The sequence below is a fragment of the Acuticoccus kalidii genome, assembly GCF_021556395.1.
In the GTDB taxonomy this organism is placed as follows: Bacteria; Pseudomonadota; Alphaproteobacteria; order Rhizobiales; family Amorphaceae; genus Acuticoccus; species Acuticoccus kalidii.
The window spans coordinates 147,041-166,900 of record NZ_JAKGCS010000024.1 but is presented as its reverse complement, the minus strand read 5'-3'; the positions used below and the strand labels follow the sequence as shown (position 1 = coordinate 166,900).

Sequence of the window (19,860 nt, the reverse complement as noted above, 5' to 3'; positions counted from 1 at the left end):
AATGGCCTCAAAATATATAACTCAATATATGTAGCGGTCTTTCAAGCACGGCGTCCAGCCGTGCCGCCGCTCAGGGAGGACGATGTGACATCCATCCGCAACCCGTTCGTGCGCGCCTTCGTGGCCGGCGCGGCGCTCGCCGTCACCGCCGGCACCGCGCTCTCGCAGGATCTCACCCTGCGCTACGGGCACATGAACGCGCCGAACTCTCTCGCCGGGATGCAGGCCCAGTGGCTCGCCGACGCGATCACCGAGAAGAGCAACGGCTCGATCGCCGTCCAGGTCTATCCGTCCTCCCAGCTCGGCAAACTTCAGGAGCTCGCCGAAGCCGTCTCCACCGGCACGATCGCGCTTTCGCATAACACGGCCGGCGCGCTCGGCTCGCTCTATCCGCCCTTCGCCGCCTTCGACACGCCCTATCTCTATGAAAATGTCGACCAGCTCATGCGGGTGATGGACACCGCTTCGCCGGTCATGAAGGAGATGAACGAGGGTCTCATCGAGGCCGCCGGCGTGCGCGTTCTCTACGCCTATTATTTCGGCACGCGTGAATTGACCGCCGACCGCGAGGTGAAGTCGCCCGCCGATCTCGCCGGCGTGAAGATCCGCGCCATTCCCTTCCCAATCTACATGGCGACCGTCGAGGGGCTCGGCGCCGTTCCGGTCCCGGTCGACTGGGCCGAGGTGCCGACCGCGCTCGCGACCGGCGTCGTCGCGGGGCAGGAAAACCCCGTCAACGTCATCCTCTCCCACAAGCTCTATGACGTGCAGAGCCACCTGATGCTGACGGACCATATCCGCGCCGCGCAGGTCATCGTCATAAACGAGGACACGTGGCAGTCGCTGAGCGACGAGCAGCGCACGATCCTCCAAGAGGCGGCCGACGAGGTGCGCCAGAAGGCGACCGAGGCGATGATCGCCTCCGAAGCGGACGAACTCCAGCAGCTCAAGGACGCCGGGATGACGGTGATCGGCCCCGACGAAGGCCTCGACCTCGCCGCCTTCCAGGAATCGGTGAAGGCGAAGATCGACGCCGAGTTCGCCGAGCAATATGGCGACGTCTATGAGGCGATCAGGGCCGTCGAGTGACGAACGCCGCACCGCATGATGCCCGGCCGGAGCGGCCGGGCATCGCCATCCTCACCCGTCTCGTCCGGCACCTCACCGAAGCGCTTCTTTATCTCTCCTGCGCCCTTCTGGTCATGATCTCCGGCCTCGTCGTCGCCCAGATCCTCGCCCGCAATCTCTGGAATACGGGCCTCAGCTGGAGCGACGAGCTCGCCCGCATGTGCGGGATCGCGCTCGTGTTTTTGACGGTGCCGTGGCTTGCCCTGACGCGGGCCAACATCGCCGTCGATCTCGTGCGCAACCTCGCCGGCCCGGCGATCGGCCGGTGGATCGACATCCTCGCCGAGCTCTCCGTCGCCCTCTTCACGGTGCTCACCCTCATGGGGTTCGCCACCTACCTGAAGCGTGCGGCCCACTTCACGACGCCGAGCCTCGGCCTTCCCAATCTGTGGTTCTACATGCCCGCGCTCGTCGGTATCTCGCTGCTCCTCCTCGTCTCGCTGCTCAACGTGCTGCGCCTCCTCACGCGTGAGGCGACGATGTCCGAGCCCGCGCCGCTCAACGAATCCGGGGGCGGCGTGTGACCCTCACCCTTGTTGCGATCTTCGCGATCGCGTTGATCATCGGCGTGCCGGTGGCCGTCGCGCTCGGCGTGTCGGCGGGCGTCGTCATCGTCCTTTACGATCTTCCGATCGCGGTGATGGCGCAGCGCGCGGTGAACGCGCTCGATTCGACGCCGCTGCTCGCCGTCCCGCTCTTCATCTTCGCCGCCACGCTTCTCGGCGCCGCCGGCGTGACGACGCACCTTTTCGATTTCGTGCGCATGATCGTCGGCCGCATCCGCGGCGGCGTTCCGCAGGTCTCCGTCCTCGTCAGCCTGATTTTCTCGGGCATGAGCGGCGCAGCGCTCGCCGATATCGGCGCGCTCGGCGCGATCCAGATCCGGATGATGGAGGAACAGGGCTACTCGAAGCGCTTCGCCGCCGGCATCACCATCGCCGCGGCGACCATCGGTCCGATCTTCCCGCCCTCGATCCCGCTCATCATCTTTGCCGCGGCCGCCGAGGTCTCGGCGGTGAAACTCCTCCTCGCCGGCGTCGTGCCCGCGCTCCTCATCACCGCCGCCCTGATGGTCCAGGTCGGGATCATGGCGCGGGTCAAGAACTTCCCGCGCGACACCGAGCGCCATCCGCCGAAGGCGATCGCCGCGAAATTCTGGATCTCGCTGCCCGCGCTCCTTGCCCCGATCCTGATGATCGCGGGGCTGTTGAGCGGCATTCTCGGCCCGACGGAGGTCGCGGGGGCGACGGTCGCCTACGCCTTCATTCTCGGCCTCGTCATCTACCGCAGTCTCGGCCCCGGCCGGATCGTGGGCGCGGCGCGCGAGAGTGTGACGGCGACGGCCAACGTGCTCTTCGTCGTCGCCGGCGCGGCGCTCTTTGCCTGGGTTTTGACGCTCGACCAGATCCCGCTCAAGGCGAGCGGCTGGCTGCTCGGCATCTCGAACGACCCGCTCGTTCTTCTTCTCATCCTCAATGTCTGCCTGCTGATCGCCGGCATGATCCTCGATTCGATCGCCGCGATCCTGATCATCGCGCCGATCGTGGCGCCGACGCTCCTGATGGCGGGCGTTCCGCCGGAGCAGCTCGGCACCGTCTTCGTGCTCAATCTCATGATCGGCCTCCTGACGCCGCCGGTGGGAATGAGCCTTTACATGGTCTCGATCGTCGCCCGGATGCGTCTCACCGACGTCATCGTCGGCGTTCTGCCCTTCTACATTCCGCTCTTCGTGGCGCTCGGTCTGATCACCCTGTTTCCAGGGCTGTCGACGTGGCTGCCCAATCTCGTGATGGACTGATAGCGATGAACCGCTTTCTCGGACCGATCCGCCAGCTCGGCTATGTCGTCGACGATATCGAGGCCGCCATGGCCCACTGGACGGAGGTCATGGGCGTCGGCCCGTTTTACTACAATCCGAAGGTTCCGATCCGGAACTACCGCTATGACGGGGTGGAGTACGCGCCGCACAACTCCGTCGCGCTCGCCAATTCCGGTCCGATGCAGGTGGAGCTGATCCAGATCCGCAACGACGTGCCGTCGATGTATCGCGACTTCATGGCGGACGGGCGCACCGGCCTCCAACACGTCGCCTATTGGACACAGACCTTCGACGACGATCTCGCCCGCGCCGAGGCCGCTGGCCTCCAGGTCAAGATGAGCGGGGAGGTCGGTGACAATGGCCGCTTCGTCTATTTCGGGGGCGAGGGGCATCCGGGGACGGTGATCGAGCTGTCGGAGGTGCTCGGCCCCAAGGGGCGGATGTTCGACCTCATCCGCGCCGCCTCGGTCGATTGGGACGGCCGCGGGCCGGTGCGCCCCTTTCCCGATCTCACGACGCTCTGAGGCCCGCCGCCTCTCAGGTGGCGTTGTGGAAGCGTAGCAGGCGCGTGCCGTCGGACGGATCGATGCAGATCGTGGTGCGGATCGCGAAGGTCGCCTCGATGCGATCGGCGGTCAGCACCTCATGGGGCGTGCCGACGGCGACGAGGCGGCCCTGGTCCATGATCCCCACCCGGTCGCAATTCATGGCCTGATTGAGGTCGTGGAGGGCGACGATGGTCGTCACCCGCAACCGCCGGATCAGCGTCAGGATCGAGAGCTGGTGGTGGATGTCGAGGTGGTTGGTCGGCTCGTCGAGCACGAGGATCGCCGGATGCTGGGCGAGGGCGCGCGCGATGTGGACGCGTTGGCGCTCGCCGCCCGACAGGGTGTGCCAACTTCGCGCGGCGAACCGGGTCATGTCGACCGAGGCGAGGGCGTCCGACACCGCCGCCTCGTCACGGGCCGACCAGGGCGCGAGCGCCGAGAGCCACGGCGTGCGCCCGAGCTCCACCGCATCGCGCACGGTGATGCGGTCGACCGTATCGGCGAACTGCTCGACGAAGGCGACCGTCTGCGCGATGCGCCGGCGGGACAGCGTTTCGAGGGGCGCGTCGGCGAGCGCGATGCGGCCGGCGCTCGGCGGGCGGATCCCGGCGAGCATCTTCAGAAGCGTCGATTTTCCCGACCCGTTGGGGCCGACGAGGCCGAACATCTCGCCGGGGCTCACGTCGAACGTCACCCCGTCGACGATCGTCGTCCCGCCGACCTGCCAGCCGACCCCCTCCGCCGCGATCTTCATCGGCCGGACCGTCCCCGGACGAGGATGAGGGCGAAGGCGGGGGCGCCGATGAGGGCGGTGATGACACCGATCGGCAGCACCTGGCCGGGGATGACGATGCGCGAGATGATGTCGGAGGCGATCAGGAAGACCGCGCCCGCGAGCGCCGATGCCGGAATGAGGCGGCCATGCCGGACGCCGACGAGGAAGCGCATCGCATGCGGGATGACGAGGCCGACAAAGCCGATCGACCCCACCAACGAGACCATGACCGCCGTCACGAGTGCCGTCACCCCGATGAGGACCGCCTGACAGCGGCGCACCGCGATGCCGAGCGAGGCGGCGCTGTCCGAGCCGAAGGTGAAGGCGTCGAGCGCGCGGATATGGAGGACGCACACGGTGAGCGCCAGGACGGCGGCGGGCACGGCGAGCCACGCATCGGGCCACCGCACGCCCGACAAGTTGCCGAGGAGCCAGAACATGATGCCGCGCGCCTGCTCGGCGTTCGCGGATTTCGCGATGACGAACGCCGTCAGCGCATTGAAGAGCTGCGATCCGGCGATCCCGGCGAGGATGATGACGCCGGCCGCGCGCGCCCCGGTCCCGCCGCCCGCCGCCTGGGCGAGCGCGACGACAAGGACGAAGGCCGCGCACGCTCCGACGAAAGCCCCCGCCGAGAGCGAGACGAGACCTCCGCCGAGCCCCGCCACCGTCACCGCGACGGCGCCGGTGGAGGCCCCGGCCGAGATCCCGAGGAGATAAGGATCCGCGAGAGCGTTGCGCAAAAGTGCCTGGAGGACGACACCCGACAGCGCGAGCCCCGCACCGCAACAGGCCGCGATCAGAGCCCGGCTGAGGCGGTAATTCCAGATGATGCCGGCATCGATCCGGTCAACGGGGATCGCGGTGCCGAACAGCTTGTTGGCGAGCACCGACAGCACCGTCTGCGCCGGGATCGCCGTCTCCCCGATCGATGCCCCCGCGACCAGCGCGACCAGCAGCACCGGGGGGGCGATCCACCCCCAGTGCCACGCTTTATTCATGCATCACGCGCCTCGCGGCCTCGATCATCGGGGAAGGTCGAGCGTGGCGAGCGCGTCGGCGACGGTTTCGAGCCCGAGGATCGACCGCAGGGTGGCGCTCATCGCGTGCGCGTCCATGACGACGATGCGTCCATTGCGGACGGCGGTCATCTCTCTCGCGACCGGATCCGTCTTGAGGAAATCCATCTTCACCTCGATATCGTCGGCAGGATAGCGGCGACGGTCCATTTCCGCGACGACGATGATCGTCGGATCCGCGCGGGCGATCGATTCCCATCCGACGGTCGGCCACTCTTCGTCCGATTCGATGACATTGTGGATGCCGAGCTTGTCCATCATGTAGCCTGGCGCCCCCTTCCGGCCGGCGACATAGGGATCGATCTGGCTGTCGGGGGAGGAGAACCAGAAGACCGCCGACGTGTCGCCCGGAAGGCCGAGCCCTTCGGCCTTCGCGATCGCCGCGCTCTCGCGCGCCTTCAAGTCGGAGACCAGCGCGTCGCCGGCATCCTCGGCGTCGAAGATCGCCGCGAGCTCGGTGAGGCCCTTATAGACGGCGTCCGTCGAGAACGCGGCGGTGCGGGTGCCGTCGCCGCCGGTCGTGTTGTCCTTGGTGTCGCAATCGGCGGGCATCACGTAGGTGGCGATGCCGAGTTCGTGGAACTGATCGCGCGTTGCGACGATGCCTTGCGGTCCGACATGCCACTCATATTGGACGGCGACGAGATCGGGGCGCTTGTTGACGATGCTCTCGAAGCTCGGATCATTCTCGGCGAGGCGCTCGATCGTCGCGTCGAGCTCGGCATAGTCCGGGAGCACCGCGTTGAACCACACCGACGTGCCGACGACCGTGTCGCCGACGCCGAGCGAATAGAGCGATTCGGTCGCCGATTGGCCGACCGTGACGACCCGCTCGGGCGGCGCATCGAAGCGCAGCTCGACCCCGCAATTGACGATGGTGAGGGGATAGTCGGTCGCGTGGGCCGACGAGACCGCGACGAGCGCCGTGCAGGCGGCGAGCGCGAGGCGGTGCAGAGGGTGGTTCATGAGGGTGATGCCTTTCCCGAAAGGTGCGATCCAGGCGTGAATGGCACCCGGGTTTCCGGCTGCCGCGCACCCGACGTGCACGGCCGTCGGCGGACCGTGTCGCCCGCTATTGCCGCTCGGCATCATCCATCCTCCCCGGGGCGACCCCGCCCGGTGTGACGCGTCAATGTCGGCAGGTCTCCTGACTGACGGGTCATCACGCTCGCCCCACCTTCCCGAACCCCGGCGGGGTCAGTGGTGATCACGGGGCAAGGCTCGCCGCCTACAGTTGCGGGGGCAGTTCCGGTTCGGAAGAGGCTTCTTCCGGCGGATTCCCTTTTGATCTCCTCTCGGAGAACCGACGCTGGCACAATGCATCGGCGCGAAACCAAGTCAACTCGCCGCCGCCTTGGCGCGGCCGCTCGCCACCATTTTCATCCCATCGGCGTCGCAGGGCGAGCGCGTGTGATCCGCCCATTTCGGTTCGCGGCGCGAACGCCCTCGACACCAGCCTTGCACGATTGAAACGGTTCAGAATGCCGTCCCGCTCATGAAGAGCGACGCGCCCGGCCCCCGGAAGGCATCGCACAAGGGGCCAAAAGGCGACGTGTCGCATGAGGGCTCGGGAGATTTTCATGACATCGCCGCGCCTGCCGAGTAAAAATGCGATCACGACGACGATGGCGAAATCCGAATGCGCCGAACGATCCAAAAGGCTGAGCGGATGACCGCGGCGCAACGGCTTCGCGCCTTGCGGCAGCCCCTGGTCGCGCTCTCGGCCATCCTCCTCGTCTCCAATCTCCTCCTTCCGGTCGCAGCCTTCTCGGGCGGGTCCGTCGCGGGCGTCTTCTGCTACGGGGCAGGCCCCTATGCGGTCGACGGTGACGACACGTCGAGCGACCGGCATTTCCAGACCTGCTGCTTCTCGGCGGCCGTCGCGCTCCTTCCGCCGGGAGGGATGGCCTCTGAGGCCTGCCCGCAGGCGCCGCAAGGCACGATCGCGCCACTCACCGAGCGGATTCGCGCCGAACGGCTCGCAGGCTCGGCCCGGATCCGCGCGCCCCCCGTCTCCTGAACCGACCCGCATCGATGTCCACGGGCGTGATCCGTTCGCGCCCGATCATCTTCGGCCGTTCAATTCAGGAGCTTATGATGTTCGATATCCACCGCATGATCTGCGGAACGATGGTGCTCGCCACCGTCACCCTCGCCGCCGGCGCCGCGTCCGCCCACGTCACCCTCGAAGTCGGCGAAGCCCCCGCCAACGCCACTTATAAAGCGGTGCTGCGCATCCCCCACGGATGCGACGGCCAGCCGACCAACGCCGTCACCGTCACGATGCCGGACGGCTTCGTCGACGTGAAACCGATGCCGAAGGCCGGCTGGACGCTGACGACGGCGTCGGGCGAGGATGCCGAAGGCGGCGTGGCGCCGGGCCATCCGGCGGGCAGCGTCACCGGGATCACGTGGTCCGGCGGCGATCTTCCCGACGCCCATTATGACGAGTTCGTCTTCCGCGGCCGCATCACCGATGTCAGCCCCGGCGACACGCTCGCCTTCAAGGTGGTCCAGACCTGCCCCGACGGGGAGGCCGCATGGACCGAGATCGCCGCGCCGGGCGCCGATCCGCACGACCTTGCCCATCCCGCCCCGTTGCTGCGGATCGCGGGTGCCGCCGAGAGCGCCGGTCACGGTCATGGTGCGGGCCATGGCGCCTCCGCGCCGGCGGAGCACGCGGCGGGCGACCTCACCATCGGTACGCCGTGGATGCGGCAGCCACCCCCCGGCGCGGACGTTGCCGGCGGCTACATGACGATCACCAATGACGGCACCGCGGACGACAGACTCCTCGCCGCCTCTGTGCCGTTCGCGTCCACGGTGGAGGTGCACGAGATGGCGGTCAACGACGGCACGATGACGATGCGCGCCGTCGACGGGGGGCTGATGATCCCGGCGGGCGCGGCGGTCGAGCTCGCACCGGGCGGCTACCATATCATGATGATGGGACTGACGGAGGCCCCGCGCGCCGGGGACACCGTGCCGATCACCCTGGAGTTCGAAAACGCCGGGACGATCACGGTGGACCTCGCCGTCGCGCCGATGGGGGCGAACAAGCCCACCGGCGGCCACGCGCACCACTGATCCGCTCCCGCTCGCGCCTGGCGCGCCACTGATCGTGCCGGCGCGCCACCGATGCGCGCCGGTCCCGAGCCCCCGCGCCGCGCCGCCGATCGCGCGGCGCTGCGGCATCGCTCGCCGGCGTGCGCCCTCACGATCCCGTCTTCACACGGCGCGTTCCGACGCTGCCGCAGGAACCCTGTTATCATGACCCATATCACCGCAGGCGAGCGGACAGCGTCCGCCTCGCGCACCGGGATCGACCTTTATCGCGCCGTCTGGCGCTGGCATTTTTATGCCGGGCTTCTCGTGCTTCCCTTCATGATCCTTCTCGCGCTCACCGGCGCGCTCTATCTCTTCAAGGACGAGATCAACGATCTCGTCTATCGCGATCTGACCCGCGTCGAGGTCGTAAGCGAGCCACGCCTTCCCGCCTCGGCGCTCGCCGCCCGCGCGCTCCAAGCTCATCCCGGAACGCTGCACGCGTACCGGCCGCCGACGGCGCCCGACCGCGCCGCGCAATTCTCCATCGCGGGGTCAGACGGGCGAAGGGACGCCGTCTCCGTCGACCCCTATACGGGCCTCGTCCTCGGCAGCGTGTGGGACGGCGGCGCGGCCGGTTCGCCGCTGATGTGGACGGTCCGCAAGCTCCACAGTCTCGAGATCGCCGGCTGGTGGGGCAACCGGATCATCGAGGCGGTCGCGGGCTGGGCGATCGTTCTCGTGGTGACGGGAATTTATCTCTGGTGGCCGCGCAATCACCGAGCCGCAGCGTTTCGCGTCAAGGCGAAGAGGGGCCGGCCGCTCTGGCGTGACATCCATGCCGTCACGGGCATCTACACGGCCGGCTTCATCGCGTTCCTGGCGCTCTCCGGCCTCCCATGGTCGGGCTTTTGGGGCAGCCAGTTCTATGATCTCAGCGCTAAGATGGGGCTTGGCCTCCCCGAGGGCTATGCGGGGAACGCGCCGACCTCGACCATACCGACGGCCGAGGCGCTCGACCGGGCGCCCTGGATCCTCGAAAAGCAGCCGATGCCGACATCGACAGGCGAGGGGGTGCCGGTCGGCCTCGACCGCATCGTCGCGACCGTTGAGGCGCGGGGCATTCATCCGGGCTATGCGCTCAACATGCCGCGCGGCGCGGAGGGGGTCTTCACCGCCTCGGTCTATCCGGACGATGTGCGGGACGAGCGCGTCATCCACCTCGACCAATATAGCGGCGACGTCTTGTTCGACATGGGTCTTGCCGATCTCGGGGCGTTGGGGGCGGCGGCGGAGTGGGGCGTCGGCATTCATATGGGGCAGGCGTTCGGCCTTCTGAATCAGCTCGTCCTGCTCGGCGCCTGTCTTGCCATCGTCCTGATGTCGGTCTCGGCGGCTGTGATGTGGTGGTCGCGTCGTCCGGCGCTGAGCCTCGGCGTTCCACCGATGCCGGCCCGTCCGCAGGTGCTCTATGGGCTGGTCGCGATCCTCGCGATCGGCGGGATCGTCTTTCCCCTCGTCGGCGTGTCGCTCATCGTGATGGTGCTCGTCGATCTCCTCGTGATCCAGCCGTTGATGCGCCCGCGATCCGCACGCACGGAGGGAGGCGAGGTCTAGGCGTTCGCGCAACGGAGACGGGCGCGGCGGGGCCGTGGATGGTGCCGCCGCAATCCGCTGTGTTGGCATCGGGGCAAGAATTTCGAGAGCCTGGTACCTAATTTTTCCTCTTCGAGACGGTTTTCCGTCGGCGCCCCAAAAGAGAAATGGCGCATTTAACTCTGTTGAACGACATGGCCGTGGCGATCGTTCAGGGTCAGAGCCTGGCGCGGTCAGGTTTCCGCCAGTTTGGTCGGAGGCCAATGCTGTTAGACGTTCCCCTGCCGCCGTTGCGCGCGGTCCAGTCCCCCGATCCGTATTGGCCGCACGACGCGCGCTGGTTCGCCGATCTGCCACGGGTTCGCGCGGCCCTTGCGGCGTTCCCCTATGAGGGGGGCGTCACGATCCGGCGATGTCATGCGTTCGCGCCGCGGCTCGGCCTCAGCGCGATCGTGTGCGTGCCGGTGCGCGACGAGGCGGCCTTGCTGCCGCAGACCCTCGCCGCGCTCGGGGCGGCTCTGCGCGCGGCCCCGTCCGCCGGCGCGGTCTTCATCATCAACAACAGCGCCGACGCCTCGGGCGATATCGTCCGTGACTGGGCGGCGAGCGCCGGGGTGCCGGTCCTGTGCTGCGAGTGTCAGTTCGAGCACCCCGCCGAGGGCGTCGCGATCGCCCGCCGCCTCGCGCTCGACATCGCCGAAGCGGTCGGCAGCGCGGATGCGGCACTTCTGTCCACCGACGCCGATACCGCGGTGCCTCCGGACTGGATCGTCCGGATAACGGCCCGGCTCGACGGTGGGGCGGCATTCGTCGTCGCCGGGATCGAGGTGGACCGGGACGAGGAGGCGGCGCTGCCGATCGAGGTCCGCCGCGCCGGCGCGGTGGAGGCCGCACTCGGCGAGGCCTATCAGGCGATCTGGGAGCGCCTCGTCGGACCGACCTCGTGCCCGCTGCTCTTGGCGGCCGGCGGTGCGAACATGGCGATCTCGGCGCGGGCCTATCGCGCGGTCGGGCGCCTTCCGATCGGGCGGCGCAACGAGGATCGCGCCCTCACCGAAGCCGTCATCGCGGCCGGCCTTCCCCTCGCCGTCGAGCGCAGCATCACCGTCAGAACCTCGTTGCGGACCGACGTGCGAGCCCGGAACGGCATGGCGGAGACCATCGCCGAGCGCTGCCGCGACGCCGATCCTCGCGTCGACGATCTCCTCGTCCCGCTGCGGACATTCCTGTTGCGCGTGTGCGCGATCGCCGCCGGCGGCAGGTGCGTCGAGCGTGGCGGCATGGCGGCGATGCGTCTCTCTGAGGCGATCGAGGCGCTGGCGGACGCGAAGACGCTTTTAACGCGCCTCGACCTCGCGCCCCCGGCGCGCCGTCTCGCTGTCGCGAAGGCCCATCTTCATGACTGAGGCCCTTCCAGCGGACGTGTTCGACACCATCGCCGCAAGCGCCGGTGCGGCGGAGACGAGGCTCGACCTCTCGGAGGAACTCGCGCTCCTGCGCGCGCACGGCATCTTGCGCGCGCCGCTGCCGATGGCCGACGGCGGCGACGGGCTCGGCACCGCACCGGATGGCGCGCTCGCTTGCCTTGCGTTGCTCAGAGAGCTCGGCGCGGCGAACCTTTCCCTCGCGCGCCTCGTCGAGGGGCACATCAACGCGGTAAAGCTCATCGCGCTCTACGGCGCTTCAGAGGCGCGGGAGCCGGCCTTCGAGGCGGTTCGCGCCGGCGCTCTCCTCGGCGTATGGGGCGCGGACGGGGCCAGCCCCGCGCGGCTGCGCGCGGACGGGGACCGCTTCGTCCTCGCGGGTGGCAAGCGTTACGCCTCCGGCCTCGGCTCCGTCACGCTCGCGCTGGTGACGGCGGCGATGGAGGACCAAGAGGGGCCGCAACTCGTCCTCGTGCCGGCGGACGATCCGGCCCGGGCGGACCCGGCCGCGTGGCGCCAGTCCGGGATGCGGGCGACACTCTCGGGAACGTACGACCTCGAGGGGCTGCCGGTCGCGGTAGAGGCGCGCATCGGCGAACCCGGTGATTTCTTGCGCGAACCCGCATTCGAGGGCGGGGTCTGGCGCTATTGCGCCGCCCATCTCGGCGGTGCCGAGGCGCTCTATGGGCTCTTGGTGCAGGCGCTGCGCCGTCGCGGCCGGGCGAACGATCCGCATCAGGAGCGGCGCATCTCCGACGCGGCGCGGGCGTGCGAGACGGCGCGGCTCTGGATCGAAAGCGCGGCCCGGCGGGTAGAGGCGGAGGGCACGTGCCCCGACCCGGAGGGGGCGGCGGCCTATGCGCTGATGGCGCGGGAGGCGACGGAAGAGGCGTGCCTCACCGTCATCGACCGGGTGGAGCGCGGCCTCGGCATGATGGCCTTCGAGCATGGCGACATCGAGCGGATCCGCCGCGACCTCTCCCTCTTTTTGCGGCAGGCCGCGCCCGATGCCAAACGCGCCCGCATCGCGCGGTTCCTCGTCGCTGACGATCCTGACGGTGCGGGCGCACGCCCCGAAAGAGAGAGGCGATGAGCGTGCCGACATCCGCCGCCGGTGCATTCCTCGACCGGGCGGCGACACGTCCGGCGGTTTCGATCGCTGATCTTCTCGGCCCCGGTGACGGCCTCCTCGTCATAGTGCCCCATCCGGACGATGAAACGCTCGGCTGCGGTGCAGCGCTCGTCGCCGCGCTTGCCCGAAAGACGCGGGTGACGATCGTTCGCCTCACCGACGGGGAAGGCTCCCATCCGCGTTCGCGCCGCTATCCGCGCGAGGTGCTGAAGGCGCTACGCCGCGAGGAGTTCGACAAGGCGCTCGGAGCGCTCGCCGCTGCGGTCGGCGCGGCGCCGCCCCAGGTGATGGCGCTCGCACTGCCGGATACGGGCGTTGCGGCGCATGTGGCCGAAGCGGCGGCGTCTCTGGCGGATCTGCGGTTCGGCTCGCTCTGGTGCACCTGGCGCGGCGACCCGCATGGCGACCATGTCGCCGCCGCCGCGATCGCCGATGCCGTGGAGGCGGCGGCCCGGCGTCCCGTCACGCGGTTCGACTATGCCGTATGGGGCCGGTTCGGCACTGCGGGCGCCGACCTCGACCCGGCGCGGATCCGCCCGTTCCCGCCGGGCCCGCACGCTGCCGCGAAGGCGGCGGCGATGGCGCATTACCGCTCCCAGCTCACACCCCTCATCGACGATGATCCGAACGGCTTCATGATGCCGCCGGCGCTCACCCGCCATTTCGCGGAAGCGCCCGAATTCTTCGTGGCGCCGGCATGAGCCGCGCTGCGGTCTTCGACGCGCTCCATGGGCGCGACAACGATCCGTGGTCGGTGCTGACGAGCCCTTATGAACGGGAAAAATACGCCGCGACGCTGCGGTCTTTGTCGCGCCCTCATTATGGGGCGACGCTCGAAATCGGTTGCTCGATCGGTGCGATGACGGTCGAACTCGCGCTGCGCAGCGACCGTGTCGTCGCGGTCGACGTGTCCGCGGTGGCGCTCGCCGCCGCCTCTGAGCGGTGCGCGGGGCGGGGCGTCGCCTTCGTACGGACGGAGGTGCCGGAGGGCTGGCCGCCGGGCACGTTCGATCTCATCGTCCTGTCGGAGGTCCTTTATTTTCTGACGGCCGAGGAGGTCACCGCCTGCGCCCGCAGCGCGGTCGACGGGCTCGCGCCGGAGGGCGAGATCGTTCTCGTCAACTGGCTCGGCGAGACGGACACGCCGCTCACCGGCGAGGCGGCTGCCGAGTGCTTCATCGACGCGGCGCGCAAAGCCGGCCTCGCCGCGTATCGCGACACGCGCACGCCGTTCTACCGCATCGACCGGCTCACGGAGGCGGCGCGGCAAGCGCCGGGTTGACCGGCGCATGCGCGGTCGGCCTCGCGATGCGGAAATGTCTCCGGGACGAAATATTTCGGGTGCGGCCGAACGTTCCGCGGCCGGGGATCGTGCGCTATGCGCCGAAACGGCGTGGGCGGACGCTGAGTGCATGGGCCGCGCGGGACGGCCTTCGTGGGGGCGAACCCGGTAACCGCGTCTAACCCATTGAAAAGACTGGCGACCCCGGTAGGACTCGAACCTACGACCTACGGATTAGAAGTCCGTTGCTCTATCCAGCTGAGCTACGGGGCCGGATCGCTCGTCTCATGGCCGTCCTGGCTGGCGCCGGCGGGGCTGGGCCTGCCGATTTGGGCTCGGCCCGGCGACTTGGGACGAGCCTTGTGACTTAGGCGCGAAGGGGCGCACGGGGCGACGTGCGGATCAGTGCGTCCAGGGCGCGACGCGGTCGGCGCGGAAATTGTCGGAATAGGCCATGCGCTTTTCGGTCGAGGATTTTTCCTCTTCGACGCGATAATCGTAACCATGCCGTTCGGCGTAGGCGATCGCCTCCTCGCGGGTCGGAAAGTCGAGCCGGATCTGGCGCTTGGTGTCGGCGGAGCTCGTCCACCCCATCAGCGGGTCGACCTCGAGCGGGCCGAGATCCTCGAACTCGATCCGCCAACGCGCACGGCCCTTGCCGGATTGCATCGCGGTCCGTGACGGTTTGAAAATTCGTGCTCGCATCCGTGTCTCCAACCGGCGGCGCTATGGTCGGGGCAGCAAGATTCGAACTTACGACCCCCGGTTCCCAAAACCGGTGCTCTACCAGGCTGAGCTATGCCCCGACTCGCCGCCACATCTCCTACACGCTGGTTCTCGTCCGGGCAACGGGCAGCAGCGCATGGCGCGCCGCCGGCCACAGGCCCCGAACAGGGCGGCGCTCAGTCGGTGACGCGGCGATGGAGGAGGCGGTCGCCGGCGGCAAGGCCGATCGCGTCGGCGACGCCGGCATTCACCTCGAAGACGAAGCGGGCGTCACCCTCTGACGGGATCGAATCGGTCGAGAACGGGGTGGTGTTCCGCGCTATCGAGACGACGGTGCCGTCGGCCTTCGTGAAGATGATGTCGAGCGGCAAGGGCGTGTTCTTCATCCAGAAGGCGCGCGGGCCTTCGCGGCCGAAATCGAACAGCATCCCGTGATCGCGGGCCATCTCCTCGCGGTACATGAGGCCGGTGGCGCGTTCGACCGGATCATCGGCGATCTCGATGGTGAAGCGATGCGGCCCCGCTTCGGTGAGGAGGAGGAGTTCGCCGGCCGGCAGGCTCGCTTTGTCGGGAATGGCCGCTTCGTCCGCGTTCGTGCCGGTCGCGGCCGGAGGCGCCGGGGTGCTCGGCGCGGCGGGGGCGGCGGGCGCGGCGGGGGCCGATGGGGCGGCAGGTTCTGCGGCCCAAGCGCCACTCGCCGGGCCGAAGAGGAACGGCGTGGCGCCGATCAGCGCCACGCGGACGAGGACGGGCGCGGCGCCGAAGAGCGCCACGCAGGTGAGACGGACCCGGCGCACTGCGCGTTCGCTCAGTGCGATTGCGGAACGGTCGTCCCGGATTCCGGCAGGATCTCGGCTGCCATCAATCCCTTCGGCCCGTTGCCGAAGCGGACGCGGACGACCTGATTGGGCCGAAGCTCCGTCACGCCGAACCGGCGCAGCGTCTCCATATGGACGAAAATGTCGGACGTGCCCTCGCCGCGGGTGAGGAAGCCGTAACCCTTGGAGCGGTTGAACCACTTGACGCGGGCGAGCTCGGCCGGGCCCTCGGGGGTCACTTGAACGTGGGCCCGCGAGGGGGGGAGCTGCGAGGGATGGGCCGCGTTCGACTCGTCCATCGACAGGATGCGGAAGGCCTGGAGGCCCTTCGGCCCGTTCATGCATTCGCAGACGACGCGAGCGCCTTCGTAAGCGCTCTGGTATCCGTCACGGCGAAGACAGGTGACATGCAGAAGAATGTCGGCCCCACCATCGTCCGGTACGATGAAGCCGTAGCCTTTACCAACATCGAACCATTTGATGCGACCGGACAGTTCTGTCAGTCCTTCGAGGCCCTCGAAGTTTGGTGCGCTGCCTCGGTCGTCGGCAGAATAGTCTTCGTAAAATCGAACCGCTTTGTCGTCGCTCACCACTATACCCGCCACTTTACCAATGACACTGCCACGGACCGCATTCGTGAATCAGACGTTACCATTGATTCACTCTTTCGGCGACGGCCATTGCAGCGTCGTCGCCCTGTGTTGCGGATGAGACACAGGATTTTCGTCAAATTTTCACCTGTTCCAACGCAGCAAACGTCGCCGCGAGCGGCGTTCGCACCACGAAATCGGCGTCTTGATCCTGCTCTGTCGGCGCCCGCGAGGCGATGACGAGGCGGGCTCCGGCCTCGCGCGCGAGCTGGGGCAGCGCGGCCGCGGGGTAGACGACGAGCGAGGTGCCGAGCGCCAGGAAGAGGTCGGCCTCGACCGCGGCCCGCATCGCCGCTTCGAGATCGTCTTGCGGCATCGGCTCGCCGAACGAGATGATCGCCGCCTTCACGAGGCCGCCACAATCGGCGCAGCGCGGCGCCGCGCCGGTCGTCTCGATGGCGTGCTTGGCTTCGGCGATTTCATGGCGCTTGCCACAATCGAGACAGCGCGCGTGGTCGCCGGCGCCGTGGATCTCGATCAGCTTGTCGCGGGGAACGCCCGCGCGGGCGTGGAGACCGTCGATATTCTGGGTGACGACGGTCGTCACCTTTCCCTCTTGGGCAAGGCGCGCGATCACCCGGTGGGCCGCATTGGGCTCGGCGGCGGCGAAACGCTCGGCCATGTCGAAACGGCGCTGCCAGTCGGTGAGGCGGGCGTCCTCGGAGGTCAGGAACGCGTCATAGAGGATCGGCTCCATCCGGCTCCACATGCCGCCGGTGCTGCGAAAGTCGGGAATGCCGGATTCGGTCGAGATTCCCGCCCCGGTGAAGACGACGACCCGGCCGGCCGACCGCAGCGCGTCGAGCAGCGCGTCACTGGCTGATGTCGTTTCACTGAGGATCCGTCGCGTCATGTGTTGTTTCTGAACTCTTCCAAGCAAAAGGCGCAAGGGTCTCATGATCGGCAAGGTTAAGAGGCGTTATTCTTACAGGGCTTGGCGATAGGCGAGGGCTTCGGCGACATGGATACGCTGAACCGGCTCGCTCCCGGCGAGATCGGCGATCGTCCGCGCGACCTTCAATGTGCGGTGATAGGCGCGGGCCGACAGCCGCCGCTCGGTGACCACCTGATCGACGAGGGCGATCGCATCGCCGTCGGCCTGGAGCACCATGTCGAGACGGTCGATCGGGCATTCGGCGTTGAGAGCGGCACGCTCGCTCTCGCCATAGCGGCGGGTCTGGCGGGCACGGGCCTCGGCGACGCGGGCCGCGACGTGGACGGAGCCCTCGCCGGGCGCGCCGCGGAGATCCGCGGGCGTCACCGCACCGACGCGGATCGTGAGGTCGATCCGGTCGAGGAGGGGCCCGGAAATGCGGCTCTGATAGGCATCGCGGCAGGCATCGCCGCGCTTACAGGTGTGGCCCGGCTCGTCCCCATGACCGCAGCGGCACGGGTTCATCGCGGCGAGGAGTTGGAAGCGGGCGGGGTAGGTGACCCGGTTCGCGGCGCGGGCAATGGTCGCCCGCCGCGTCTCGAGCGGCTCGCGCAACGCGTCGATCACCTGGGGCTGAAATTCGGGTAATTCGTCGAGGAAGAGGACGCCGCCATGGCAGAGCGAGACCTCGCCCGGCCGCGCCTTCGGTCCGCCGCCGATGAGGGCGGCCATCGTCGCCGAATGGTGGGGCGCGCGGTAGGGGGCGCGCGCCTCGAGTTTGCCGTCGACGAGATCGCCGGCGACGGAGCGGATCATCGCGCTTTCAAGGAGGGTGCGCGGCTCGAGCGGAGGAAGGATCGAGGGCATCCGCTCGGCGAGCATCGATTTGCCGGCGCCGGGCGGCCCGATCATCAGGAGATTGTGGCCGCCGGCGGCCGCGATCTCCAGCGCGCGCTTGGCACTTTCTTGTCCGCGCACGTCGGCAAGGTCGGCGTTGGGGATGGGGGGGCGGCCGAGCTGCGGCGTCGGGCGGGACAGCGTCTGGCGGCCGGCAAAATGGTTGGCGAGGGCGGCAAGGCTCGCCGGGGCGAGAAGCGGCATCTCGGCCGAGGCCCATGCCGCCTCCGCTCCATCGCCCGCGGGGCAGATGAGGCCCTTGCCGAGCGTGTTGGCGCCGACGGCGGCGGGAAGCGCGCCCGCGACGCCGACGATCCGCCCGTCGAGCCCGAGCTCGCCGACGACGACATGGCCGTCGACCGCGCCGTCGGGGACGACGCCGAGCGCGAGCATCAGACCGAGGGCGATGGGCAGATCATAGTGGCTTCCACCCTTTGGAAGGTCCGCCGGTGCAAGATTGACGGTGATGCGGCGTGGAGGCAACGCGAGGCCGCTCGCCGCAAGGGCGGAACGCACCCGTTCGCGGCTTTCGGTGACCGCCTTGTCGCCCAGGCCGACGATGGTAAATCCCACGGAACCCGGCGCGATTTGCACTTCTACGTCGACGGGGACGGTTTCGATTCCTCGAAAGGCAATGGTTGTGACGCGACTGACCACGAGGTTGGCCCGATCTGGACATATTCAACCAAAGGTAGCTTATGGGTCGACATGTCGCAACCAGTAAAGGCACGAATTGACGATCTTGGCGTTCGTGTTACCCCTCACCACGTTGCGAAGGGCGCGCTGGGGCAATAACGTCTCGCAACACAAGCCGCAGCGCGATGGAACTTGCGGCGCGGGAAGGGGCGCGAAATCCATGGGAACCAACCGCTCGATGGGCACATCGGGGGGAATGCGTTGATCGTCGAACCCCGTGGGGCCCGCCGTCGGCGTACCGTCGCTCGGCTTCGTTCGCTGTCTCCGGTCGTTCGTCGTTTCGTGCCGACCGGGCGCAATCCTCACACCACCGTCGGCCCGTGGTTCGGGCAGCATCCTCGCCTTCCCGGTAAGCGCAGCCAGCCGCTCGATCGGAAAACGCCGACATTCGGCCAACTCGGCACGCTCGAGGTTCGCCTCGCCCGCACGGCCGGCGAAGTGAAGCGCGCCCAGAATGTGCGCTATCAGGTCTTTTACGAAGAGATGGCCGCCCAGCCGGACGCCTTCACCATGGCGACCCGCCGCGACCGCGACCAGTTCGACAATCTGTGCGACCATTTGTTGGTGCTCGACCACAATGTCGCCGCGCGCCGCTTCCGCAAGCCGCGCCCGCGGATCGTCGGAACCTATCGGATGCTGCGCCAGGAGATCGCCGAGCAGCATGGCGGCTTCTACTCCGCCTCCGAGTTCGACATTGCGCCGATGCTCGGCGGTCACACGGATCTCAACTTTCTGGAACTCGGTCGGTCCTGCGTCCTGAAGCCCTATCGGGACAAGCGCACCGTCGAACTCCTGTGGCATGGCGCATGGTCCTACGTGCTGCGCCACAATGTGGATGTGATGTTCGGCTGCGCCTCGCTCGGCGGAACGGACCTCGAGGCGCTCTCGGTGGCGCTCTCTTATCTCCACCACAACCATATGGCGCCGGACGAATGGCGCGTTCAGGCGCTGCCGGAACGGTACGTCTCGATGAACCGGATCCCGGCCGATCAAGTCGATCCGAAACAGGCGCTGCGCGCGCTGCCGCCCCTGATCAAAGGCTATCTCCGCCTCGGCGCCTTTGTCGCCGACGGCGCGGTCGTCGACCATCAGTTCGGGACGACCGACGTGATGATGGTCCTGCCCGTCTCCGGCATCTCGCACCGCTATATCAACTATTATGGCGCGAACGCGACCCGCCACGCCTGAGACGAGACGGCACTGAACGGAATTAAGCCCGCCGCGACCCAGTCCGGCGGGCTTTTCTTGTGGGGCCGCTTCGGAACACCGCGCGCCGCTATCGGGACAGGACAACGGCGATGCTCACGGGCGAGACCCGCATCGCGCGACGATATCGAGCCGCTCGCCGCAGCGCTCGCAACCGGCGCATCC

General features: G+C 68.2%; 20 protein-coding genes, 2 tRNA genes and 1 riboswitch. Of the genes, 12 read left to right on the top strand and 10 right to left on the bottom strand.

The window, feature by feature from the left end; translation table 11 throughout:
• The first annotated feature begins 84 nt into the window (after positions 1-84).
• From L1787_RS14235 to L1787_RS14220, 4 genes are read left to right on the top strand one after another with little or no spacing between them, the layout of a single operon-like run.
• The gene (locus L1787_RS14235) at positions 85-1,089 is read left to right on the top strand and encodes a TRAP transporter substrate-binding protein (RefSeq protein ID WP_235709504.1); all 1,005 of its coding nucleotides are present in this window, start codon (positions 85-87) and stop codon (positions 1,087-1,089) included.
• Positions 1,086-1,652, top strand: a complete 567-nt coding sequence (locus tag L1787_RS14230) for a TRAP transporter small permease (protein WP_235709503.1) — start codon at positions 1,086-1,088, stop codon at positions 1,650-1,652. Before L1787_RS14235 ends, L1787_RS14230 begins: the two co-directional genes overlap by 4 nt.
• Positions 1,649-2,926, top strand: coding sequence for a TRAP transporter large permease (locus L1787_RS14225; RefSeq protein WP_235709502.1), 1,278 nt, complete (start codon positions 1,649-1,651; stop codon positions 2,924-2,926). The genes L1787_RS14230 and L1787_RS14225 overlap by 4 nt, the downstream gene beginning before the upstream one ends.
• A 5-nt stretch (positions 2,927-2,931) precedes the next feature.
• A complete protein-coding gene (locus L1787_RS14220) occupies positions 2,932-3,471 on the top strand; it encodes a VOC family protein (RefSeq protein WP_235709501.1) in 540 nt (179 codons plus the stop codon).
• Positions 3,472-3,484: 13 nt separating this feature from the next.
• Here L1787_RS14220 and L1787_RS14215 read toward each other — a convergent pair whose 3' ends face one another.
• The 3 genes from L1787_RS14215 to L1787_RS14205 are packed head-to-tail and all read right to left on the bottom strand — an operon-like array spanning position 3,485 to position 6,315.
• The gene (locus L1787_RS14215) at positions 3,485-4,249 is read right to left on the bottom strand and encodes an ABC transporter ATP-binding protein (protein ID WP_235709500.1); all 765 of its coding nucleotides are present in this window, start codon (positions 4,247-4,249) and stop codon (positions 3,485-3,487) included.
• Positions 4,246-5,271: a FecCD family ABC transporter permease gene (locus L1787_RS14210; protein WP_235709499.1), complete on the bottom strand. Its 1,026-nt coding sequence runs from the start codon at positions 5,269-5,271 to the stop codon at positions 4,246-4,248. Before L1787_RS14210 ends, L1787_RS14215 begins: the two co-directional genes overlap by 4 nt.
• A gap of 24 nt (positions 5,272-5,295) precedes the next feature.
• The gene (locus tag L1787_RS14205; RefSeq protein WP_235709498.1) at positions 5,296-6,315 is read right to left on the bottom strand and encodes an ABC transporter substrate-binding protein; all 1,020 of its coding nucleotides are present in this window, start codon (positions 6,313-6,315) and stop codon (positions 5,296-5,298) included.
• 154 nt (positions 6,316-6,469) lie between these two features.
• Positions 6,470-6,672, bottom strand: a riboswitch (cobalamin riboswitch).
• Between the two features lie 316 nt (positions 6,673-6,988).
• On the opposite strand from L1787_RS14205, the gene L1787_RS14200 reads away from it, so the two are divergent.
• From L1787_RS14200 to L1787_RS14170, 7 genes are all read left to right on the top strand, one after another.
• Entirely contained in the window at positions 6,989-7,369 is a 381-nt protein-coding gene (locus L1787_RS14200; protein ID WP_235709497.1) for a hypothetical protein, read from the top strand.
• A gap of 77 nt (positions 7,370-7,446) precedes the next feature.
• Positions 7,447-8,436 (top strand): copper chaperone PCu(A)C domain-containing protein, encoded by a 990-nt coding sequence (locus L1787_RS14195; protein WP_304523964.1) that lies wholly within the window; start codon positions 7,447-7,449, stop codon positions 8,434-8,436.
• A 183-nt stretch (positions 8,437-8,619) separates the two neighbouring features.
• Complete coding sequence (locus tag L1787_RS14190; RefSeq protein ID WP_235709496.1) at positions 8,620-10,011, top strand: PepSY-associated TM helix domain-containing protein; 1,392 nt, start codon at positions 8,620-8,622, stop codon at positions 10,009-10,011.
• Positions 10,012-10,253: 242 nt separating this feature from the next.
• Complete coding sequence (locus tag L1787_RS14185; RefSeq protein WP_235709495.1) at positions 10,254-11,396, top strand: glycosyltransferase family 2 protein; 1,143 nt, start codon at positions 10,254-10,256, stop codon at positions 11,394-11,396.
• A complete protein-coding gene (locus L1787_RS14180; protein WP_235709494.1) occupies positions 11,389-12,507 on the top strand; it encodes an acyl-CoA dehydrogenase family protein in 1,119 nt (372 codons plus the stop codon). Before L1787_RS14185 ends, L1787_RS14180 begins: the two co-directional genes overlap by 8 nt.
• Entirely contained in the window at positions 12,504-13,247 is a 744-nt protein-coding gene (locus L1787_RS14175; RefSeq protein WP_235709493.1) for a PIG-L deacetylase family protein, read from the top strand. The genes L1787_RS14180 and L1787_RS14175 overlap by 4 nt, the downstream gene beginning before the upstream one ends.
• Positions 13,244-13,828, top strand: coding sequence for an SAM-dependent methyltransferase (locus tag L1787_RS14170; protein WP_235709492.1), 585 nt, complete (start codon positions 13,244-13,246; stop codon positions 13,826-13,828). Before L1787_RS14175 ends, L1787_RS14170 begins: the two co-directional genes overlap by 4 nt.
• Positions 13,829-14,024: 196 nt before the next feature.
• On the opposite strand, the gene L1787_RS14165 is transcribed toward L1787_RS14170, so the two are convergent.
• From L1787_RS14165 to L1787_RS14135, 7 genes are all read right to left on the bottom strand, one after another.
• A tRNA-Arg gene (locus L1787_RS14165) sits at positions 14,025-14,101 on the bottom strand.
• A gap of 129 nt (positions 14,102-14,230) precedes the next feature.
• Positions 14,231-14,533, bottom strand: a complete 303-nt coding sequence (locus L1787_RS14160; protein ID WP_235709491.1) for an ETC complex I subunit — start codon at positions 14,531-14,533, stop codon at positions 14,231-14,233.
• Between the two features lie 24 nt (positions 14,534-14,557).
• Positions 14,558-14,634 (bottom strand) — tRNA-Pro (locus L1787_RS14155).
• Between the two features lie 96 nt (positions 14,635-14,730).
• On the bottom strand, positions 14,731-15,351 hold the full coding sequence (locus L1787_RS26100) for a DUF192 domain-containing protein (RefSeq protein WP_235709490.1): 621 nt from the start codon (positions 15,349-15,351) through the stop codon (positions 14,731-14,733).
• A gap of 11 nt (positions 15,352-15,362) precedes the next feature.
• Positions 15,363-15,875 carry a cold-shock protein gene (locus L1787_RS14145; protein ID WP_255720557.1) on the bottom strand — a complete coding sequence of 171 codons (513 nt, stop codon included), beginning with the start codon at positions 15,873-15,875 and terminating at the stop codon, positions 15,363-15,365.
• 223 nt (positions 15,876-16,098) lie between these two features.
• The gene (locus L1787_RS14140) at positions 16,099-16,875 is read right to left on the bottom strand and encodes an SIR2 family NAD-dependent protein deacylase (protein ID WP_235709488.1); all 777 of its coding nucleotides are present in this window, start codon (positions 16,873-16,875) and stop codon (positions 16,099-16,101) included.
• A gap of 72 nt (positions 16,876-16,947) precedes the next feature.
• Positions 16,948-18,450 (bottom strand): YifB family Mg chelatase-like AAA ATPase, encoded by a 1,503-nt coding sequence (locus L1787_RS14135; RefSeq protein ID WP_235709487.1) that lies wholly within the window; start codon positions 18,448-18,450, stop codon positions 16,948-16,950.
• A 321-nt stretch (positions 18,451-18,771) separates the two neighbouring features.
• Here L1787_RS14135 and olsB point away from each other — a divergent pair, with 321 nt between their 5' ends.
• Positions 18,772-19,677 (top strand): l-ornithine N(alpha)-acyltransferase, encoded by a 906-nt coding sequence (gene olsB, locus L1787_RS14130; RefSeq protein WP_235709486.1) that lies wholly within the window; start codon positions 18,772-18,774, stop codon positions 19,675-19,677.
• Positions 19,678-19,860: the final 183 nt, after the last annotated feature.